The organism is Psychrobacter sp. UBA2514, assembly GCF_002341255.1.
GTDB lineage: Bacteria > Pseudomonadota > Gammaproteobacteria > Pseudomonadales > Moraxellaceae > Psychrobacter > Psychrobacter pacificensis.
Genome location: NZ_DDNS01000033.1, coordinates 66,359 through 74,045, shown reverse-complemented (window position 1 = coordinate 74,045; position 7,687 = coordinate 66,359). Strand labels below are relative to the sequence as shown.

5 protein-coding genes are annotated in these 7,687 nt (G+C 43.8%); 2 read left to right on the top strand and 3 right to left on the bottom strand.

Annotated features, from left to right (window positions below):
- Window positions 1-223 precede the first annotated feature (223 nt).
- On the top strand, window positions 224-1,087 hold the full coding sequence (gene rsmA / locus B3V51_RS09285) for a 16S rRNA (adenine(1518)-N(6)/adenine(1519)-N(6))-dimethyltransferase RsmA (protein ID WP_286708305.1): 864 nt from the start codon (window positions 224-226) through the stop codon (window positions 1,085-1,087).
- Window positions 1,088-1,130: 43 nt separating this feature from the next.
- Window positions 1,131-1,967 (top strand): symmetrical bis(5'-nucleosyl)-tetraphosphatase, encoded by an 837-nt coding sequence (locus tag B3V51_RS09280; RefSeq protein ID WP_093070752.1) that lies wholly within the window; start codon window positions 1,131-1,133, stop codon window positions 1,965-1,967.
- A 200-nt stretch (window positions 1,968-2,167) separates the two neighbouring features.
- Here B3V51_RS09280 and B3V51_RS09275 read toward each other — a convergent pair whose 3' ends face one another.
- The 3 genes from B3V51_RS09275 to B3V51_RS09265 all read right to left on the bottom strand — a co-directional run bounded on the left by B3V51_RS09275 (window position 2,168) and on the right by B3V51_RS09265 (window position 7,503).
- Window positions 2,168-2,803: a BLUF domain-containing protein gene (locus B3V51_RS09275; RefSeq protein WP_058025012.1), complete on the bottom strand. Its 636-nt coding sequence runs from the start codon at window positions 2,801-2,803 to the stop codon at window positions 2,168-2,170.
- 234 nt (window positions 2,804-3,037) lie between these two features.
- On the bottom strand, window positions 3,038-5,485 hold the full coding sequence (locus tag B3V51_RS09270; RefSeq protein WP_286708304.1) for a site-specific recombinase: 2,448 nt from the start codon (window positions 5,483-5,485) through the stop codon (window positions 3,038-3,040).
- A gap of 233 nt (window positions 5,486-5,718) precedes the next feature.
- Window positions 5,719-7,503: an acyl-CoA dehydrogenase C-terminal domain-containing protein gene (locus B3V51_RS09265; protein WP_212564468.1), complete on the bottom strand. Its 1,785-nt coding sequence runs from the start codon at window positions 7,501-7,503 to the stop codon at window positions 5,719-5,721.
- Window positions 7,504-7,687 lie beyond the last annotated feature (184 nt).

The window sequence follows — 7,687 nt, the reverse complement described above, 5'->3', positions numbered from 1 at the left end:
ATTCAAGTCCTCACTAGGGTACCAACTTATTCCCATTATGGGTCTTATGCTAGATGGTTCGAGAACAAAAAAGTGCCATGTCGGTTGTGATACATTTTAGATGACTTATAGATAAACTACCTCAAAAACACAGCCTAATTATGAGCTGTGTTATAATTTGCCATTATAACACCAGCACATTGCTATCATCTCTCATTTATCTTTTATCCATTAAGACCTTTTTATGTCCAAAACTACTTTTGATGCTCAAGCCATTTCTAACAGTTTACGTACAGCCAAACACCAACCGCGTAAGCGCTTTGGTCAAAACTTCTTGCATGATACCAGCGTGATTCGCGAAATCGTGGAAAGCATTCGTCTCGAGCGCGATGACAATTTGATTGAGATTGGGCCTGGTATGGGCGCATTGACCGAGCCTTTATTGGCAGAAGTGGATGCGATGACAGTGGTTGAGCTAGATCGCGATTTGGCAGACAGCTTGCGCATTCGTATTGGTGCCAATAGCCATCCAAATTTTACGATTATCAAAGATAACGCCATGCATGTGGACTATCGTGAGCTTTACAGCGAGGAGCGCGGTAAGCTACGTGTCGTCGGGAACTTACCATATAACATCTCAACGCCTATTTTGTTTCATTTGCTGACCTTTGCCGATGTCATTCAAGACATGCACTTTATGCTACAAAAAGAAGTGGTTGAGCGCATCACAGCCGACGTTGGTAGCAAAACTTACGGTCGTCTGTCTGTGATCATGCAGTATTACTGCGATACCGATTATTTACTGACTGTGCCTCGCGGCGCTTTTAATCCACCGCCCAAAGTCACCAGTGCCGTTTTTCGCCTAACGCCGCATATTGACAAACCGATAGTAGCAGAGGATGAAGCACATTTTGCTATCGTGGTACGTGAGACCTTTAACCATCGTCGCAAGACGCTACGCGCTATCTTCAAAAAATCAACCTTGCTGCCGACGCTGAGTGAGGATGATTTTGCCGCTTGCGGTATCGATCCGCAGGCACGTCCCGAAACCTTAAGCGTTACAGATTTTGTCAATCTAAGCAATCAGGCTCGTCATATAGACGTTTAATGTAAATAATGACCAATTATTATATAAAAATCATAGAGGGATTATGAGTTTTCGCCATCAATATGTTATTGGTGACCTACAAGGTTGCCACGCGGCTTATCTGCAATTACTAAAGACATTAGATTTTGATCCTAATCAAGACAAGTTATGGTTCGCCGGTGATTTGGTAGCGCGTGGTGAGGACTCATTAAATACCTTACGCGACGTCAAAGCGTTGTGTGAGCAGGGCGCTGCAGCAACGGTATTAGGCAATCATGATATCAATTTAATTGCCGTCTGGCGCGGCGCTGCAAAACTCAAGAGCAAAGACAAAACAGCGCCAATTTTTGCAGCCGATGACTGTGATGAATTGCTTGAGTGGTTACGCAGGCAGCCGATATTGGCGTACCCAGATGAGCATACGGTGCTGGTACATGCAGGGATTCCACCACATTGGAGTATTGAGGCAGCAGCAACATATGCAAAAGAGCTAGAATCGCAGCTGCAAGGTAGCTTAGAGCAGCTTGATGAACTACTGCCAAATCTCTATAGTAAAAAAGCCGATAAATGGCATTCAGGCATCGAAGGCTTTACCAAAATGCGAGCAATTGCCAATTACTTTACTCGTATGCGCCTGTGTCAGCAGGATGGTTTGCTTGAGTTTGATTTTAATGCTGGGCTAGATGAGCCTATGCCAACCGATTTTTTACCATGGTTTGAGTGGCAAGTACCGCGCACGCGTAAGATACTATTTGGTCACTGGGCCGCGCTACAAGGCGAGATTGATTTACCACATGCGCGTGCACTCGATGGTGGGTGTGTATGGGGCAACTGTCTGTTGGCGTATCGTCTCAGCGACGGCAAGGTAATAGCCTCAAGTGCACAGTGCCCGAGTTCATAACGTAGGCTACAAATACCCGGACTACAAATACCTTGGTATAAAAGCCTAAATAATCTTTTTAAATAGGTCCACAAATGCCGTCTGTTTCAAGTGGGCTATTGATCAATTAACAGCCCTGTTTTAATGGTTCAACTGAGATATACTGAGATGATTAACATTGAGTTATGCTCAAATGATTAATAAGGTGTCTAACTGAGTCATTAAGGAATAACGTCGTACCTGAATAATAGGACAGCGGCGGTTGACGCGACCAGTAGCCCAAGAAATATAAATAATAAGATATTATCTTGAGTTAACTTTTCTTCAAGCTCAGAGTAACCTAAGTCATCAAAGGTGATGTAGTTTGTGTCATGACTGATGTTAGAGTAGTCGAACTTCCTCACACATTCAATAAAGTATTCAATAAACCAGTATGGCCAGTGTTCTGGTTTGAATGGTGAGATCTCTCCTAACTGCGCATGATCAGACAGTCTATGCCAATTGCTGGCGCTTAAGTTAAGACTGTGCATACGCCAATCTTCAAAGCGGCATTGACTGACCTGCTCAACAGCAACGACGTCTACTTTTTTATGGTTCCTATCTTTAAATATTCTTTGCATAAGAGAAAATACAACGTCTTTTGCGCCTTCTAAGCATTGAAGGAAGCTTTTTTCATCATTGCATAGAAAACCTGCAATTTTATTATTTTTATTGTAGACATGCGAGTGTCTTTGGATATGCTCAAATACAGATCTATCGGTGGTATTAACTCTACTAACATAGATGAGTCTTACAAGGGAGGTTGATGCAACGTCCTTCATAGATTCTTCCAGTTTGCTATGACTGGCTATATTCATTCTTGTCCTCGTTTAGTAATCTATCCCAATATCTTATTGAGCCCGCTCCTCATTATTTTAGATGATTTTTGAATCCTAAGTTTGTTGAGCTGTGCGAGAGTTTTGCTTCTACGCCCATATTTTCAAGATTAAGGGGTAAAAGCTTTAGCTAAGTTGTGTGAGTGCTTCAGGCCTTGTACCAAATAGTTTTAATCTCAATAATTCACCAAGCATAAAGCCGTCCAAGCGAGCCTTTTAATCAGGCAGCTTTGGCGGCTTTTTAGGTTTTGGCAAAGGTGTTTTGGCATCGCCAGTAGACTTGCCATCAGCATCCGCATGATTTGACTCGTGACCAACAGTATCCTCATTATCGATGGTATTGAGCGTCTTAGTGACTTTGTCATATTGGATATCGTCGGTATAAGGCGTGCTATTTAGATCTTCATCTGCCAGACCATCATCAAGATTGACAACCTTCTTAGGAGAGTTGTGAGGTTGGGTGTGATCGCCTTGTGGTTGACTGTCATAGTATATGTCTGTATTCGCTTCCGCGTTTTTTGCTACTGCTTGCTTAGACTCGGGTAATATTCTGACATCAGACAATCGGCGTACCACATAATTGCTTGGTATGGCTTTTCCATTTTTTTGTGCTGAAGTGTCATCAAATATCATGTGACCTTGACTATCGATGCGTGCATATTTCATTGGCTTGTCGCGTGGCCAGAAAAAGTCAGAAGGATGGCTAATGATATGTCCAAACACTAGCTTTGTGAGACGACTCCATTCAAAGAAACGCACTTCTTTTGAACGTAAAGCAACAAATAACGCCAGAGAAAAACTGACTATCAAGTTGACCATACCAATAAGCGCCACACCCAATATAGAAATCAGAATGAGGCTCCAGCTGATGTCATCAGCAGATATATTGAACAATCCGTGTGCCAAGTTCGCTGATGCAAAAGCAATGTGGCGAATATCAATTGGTAAGCCGAATATGTAGCCGATGGTTGCTGTACTACCTAAGAAAACCCCGAATAAAAAGTTACCCATGATAGCGCCCAAGTTCGCTTCTATAAAGCCGCCTAAGCGCTTAAGCCATGATACAGGCAGTATATATTGTAGTAGTTTATGACGTTGAATACGCGCACCTACTTTGTTATAGACCGCTAAATTGTCGTAATAACCCGCGATCAAACCCGCTAAGAACAAATATACGCCAGCGATAGCCGCATGAGGAAGCGCTAATGAATGAAATGGATCCAAGTCATGGAGTAGATGACCTGCTTTTTCGGTACCAATCATCGGTGCGCCTGTGTACTGTAACCAAGCAAAAGAGATGATAAGTGCAACGGGTATCGCTAACATAACGTTGCCCATGATAGCGATGAACTGAGTACGTAAAATATCAACGACCAACTCTGATAGCTTATTTAACTGATGAGACTTCTTGCCAGAGCCTTCAGATATAGTAGAAGCAATAGCGGCAGCGGTCATGGCTGGCTGCTTGGTAGCGACCGTTCCGCGAATCACGTGAATGAACACAAAGCCCAAGCCATAAATCATACTGTTAATAAATGCTCGACCCATCGGTGCGAGCGCCAATTGGTAAGCCAGTATTTTTATGGTGGCCATAAAGGCAATGACAAAACCGCCAATAGAGGCCTTTTTGAGCATCTTTTGATAGCCAGCCTTATCGGTGCTGATATAGTGTTCACCCACGCGACTGGCATTTTCAGTGACTTTACGTGACAGCAGTTTTGTGTTGTTATCAATCAAATGACCAATGCTATAGCGGCGATTGGCAGTGGTGATCAGGGTCTGGATCAACTCAATGACGGCGCGATCTCTTCTTTGATTGTCGTCTGTGACCAGCTCCGTCAAGATACGCATGCGCTGCAAGCTTTGATCTAAGCGCAGCATCATATTGGTCAAACGAATAGAAATACCTGTTTTGTAGATCCGTTTGCGAATGGTGGCAACAATGTCTTCGCATTGCTCAATCATAACCAGCAGTGGCGCTGGATCAACGGCTTGCTCTGGGGTAATGTCGGTTAAGGTATCAAGCTCGTGCGCTTGTCTATATTGATTAACAAAGAGCACCGCTTCTTGGTTTTGAGCAACAAAAGAAGCAGAGTAGTTGAGCATCTGCGGATAAGCGTCCATCAAATCAGGATGTAAGCCAAGACCGCTGATGCGATAAGACAAAATAATAATCGCATTCAAAATACTGTTCTTTGCTGTAGCAACCAAGTCTAGGTGTTTTTCTTCCACCCTCAGAAGCTGCACGAGTTCGTCCCATTTCTGAGTCTCGATATTGGCAAGCCAGCGCTCATCAGTACGCTTATCAAACAAGTAACCAACCAGTTCAACGACGGAGTCATCTTGAGGGAGTATCGGCAAAAACCGATGTCCGACCAATCGTCTTAAGCTATTAAAGAATCCTTGATCCGACATAATACCTGTATCGGTATATAGCGAGATTTGACGATATTGGATAATCAATTTCAGGACAAAGCTAGAGAGTCCATCGCCGTATTCTGGATGTTGATGGAGAATATCAATAAGGGTTTGAATGTTTTGGTTGGCTAAAGCAGGTTCTTTGTCGCTGACTCGTAGTTCATCGATCAAGCGTTTGAGCACCGCAGGATCGGGCACATCACTTAGGGCTGTAATCTGTTGTAATATGCGTTTTAATTCTGACACGTCGCACCCTTTATTGTGGTTGTTTCAATCGTTTTTATTATTTAACACTGTGCATGATATTGTTAGGAATCATGGCTTTTTATGGCACTTAAGTGACACCTTATCTTGCGCTATTTTAATCGTAACCACGCATCGATAGTGAATTATTTTGTTAGCAGTTATTTTGCCAAAAAAAAGGACAGTCATTGAACTGTCCTTTTTTCATGGTTTTATCGGGTCTTCATAATGAGCATTTAGCTGGCTGGTACATCAAAGTAGTCAAGATCAAAGTTCATCATCGGGTCACTACCAGCTTTGACCATCTGTGCATGCGCATTGATACGTGGCAAGATACGGCCAACGAAATAATCAGCAAGCTTGGCTTTGTTGGTGTAGAACTCACCCTCTTTGCCATTGGCGGCCTCGACCATCAACGCAAACATGTATGAGTAAGCAAGGTAGCCAAACGCATGCATGTAGTCAACCGCGCAGCCATTGATTTCGTTTTTGCGTTCGCCAATATTGTTCAGCACCGTTGTGGTGAGCTCTTCAATCGTATCCGCTGCATCTAAAGTAGCTTGTTTGATACCATGATCCGCTTGCATATTGTTAACAAAATCACGAATCTCACCCAAGAAATGGGTGACATATTTGCCGTTATTTTTTGCCACTTTACGGCCTAACAGATCAAGTGCCTGAATACCGTTGGTACCTTCATAAATCTGCGCAATACGAGTATCACGAACGATTTGCTCCATACCCCATTCGCGGATATAACCATGACCGCCAAATACTTGCTGGCAATCAACCGTGGCTTCTAGTGCTTTGTCGGTTAAGAAGGCTTTGGCAACTGGCGTCAGTAGGGCAACGCGCGCCGCCGCGGCTTGAGCGGCCTCTGGGTCAGTACTAAATTTTTCTTCGTCAAGGTTTTTGGCGACATACATGGCAAAGCAGCGTGACGCTTCGGTGTTGGCTTTGGCGTTCAATAGCATACGGCGTACATCTGCATGGTGGATGATGGCATCAGCAGGTTTTTCTGGGCTTTGGATTTGGGTGTCACTGCGACCCTGACCACGGTCATTGGCGTATAATGCTGCGTTTTGATAAGCCAGCTCAGAGCCACCAAGGCCTTGTAGACCCATGGTCACACGCTCATAGTTCATCATGATAAACATAGAAGATAAGCCAGTGTTTTCTGCGCCAACCATCCAGCCTTTGGCGTTATCAAAGTTCATCACGCAAGTCGCTGAGGCTTTGATACCCATCTTGTGCTCGATAGAGCCAACCGCCAAAGTGTTGCGCTCGCCCAAGCTACCATCTTCATTGACCAAGAATTTTGGCACGACAAACAATGAAATGCCTTTTGAGCCTTCTGGCGCATTGGGGGTTTTTGCCAATACCAAATGAATGATATTGTCAGTGAGGTCATGCTCACCACCAGTGATAAAGATTTTGGTACCAGAGATATTGTAGCTACCATCATCGTTTGGCACGGCTTTGGTTTTGATGATACCCAAATCCGTACCTGCATGTGGCTCAGTCAAGCACATGGTGCCCGACCATTCGCCGTTATACATTTTTTCTAAGTAAGTCTGCTTTTGCTCTTCAGACGCCGCCGCGTTGAGGCAAAGCGTCGCGCCAACGGTTAGGTTAGGGTAGAGGGCAAAGGATTGGTTGGCGGTAAATACCATCTCTTCGGTCAGCATGGTGACCATCTTTGGGAAGCCTTGACCGCCGTATTCAGCGTTACCGCTTAAGCCAACCCAGCCTGATTCAGCATACTGTTTGTACGCGTCTTTAAAACCTGTTGGCGTAGTAACAACGCCGTCACCCTCAAAGGTTGCACCTTCTTCATCACCGCTACGGTTGATAGGCAACAAAACGTTTTTTGACAGTTTTGCCATTTCTTCTAAAATCATATCGACGGTTTCGGTATCGACATGAGCTAGGTTTTCGTTATTTTGCCAAAATTGTGGCGCTTTAAATACATCATTTAATATAAAACGCATGTCATTAAGAGGGGCGTTATAAACAGCCATAAACATTCCTTTGGTTTAAATAGATAAAATTGGAGTTGTTAAGATTATCAACTGTTCTCTTGATGTAACCTTAGCGATTCATGTTCAAAGTTTAACAAATAAGCTTGTAGGCGGGTGTATTTCTTCGTGAATTGTGCGTGCACCAAAAGTTAGCAGCCACTATTGCAGTCATTAAGTAGGTTTT

What these genes read in the sequence shown, in the direction of transcription:
- rsmA (WP_286708305.1), top strand. Translation starts at nt 224, where the DNA reads ATGTCCAAAACTACTTTTGATGCTCAAGCCATTTCTAACAGTTTACGT.
- B3V51_RS09280 (WP_093070752.1), top strand. Translation starts at nt 1,131, where the DNA reads ATGAGTTTTCGCCATCAATATGTTATTGGTGACCTACAAGGTTGCCAC.
- B3V51_RS09275 (WP_058025012.1), bottom strand. Translation starts at nt 2,803, where the DNA reads ATGAATATAGCCAGTCATAGCAAACTGGAAGAATCTATGAAGGACGTT.
- B3V51_RS09265 (WP_212564468.1), bottom strand. Translation starts at nt 7,503, where the DNA reads ATGGCTGTTTATAACGCCCCTCTTAATGACATGCGTTTTATATTAAAT.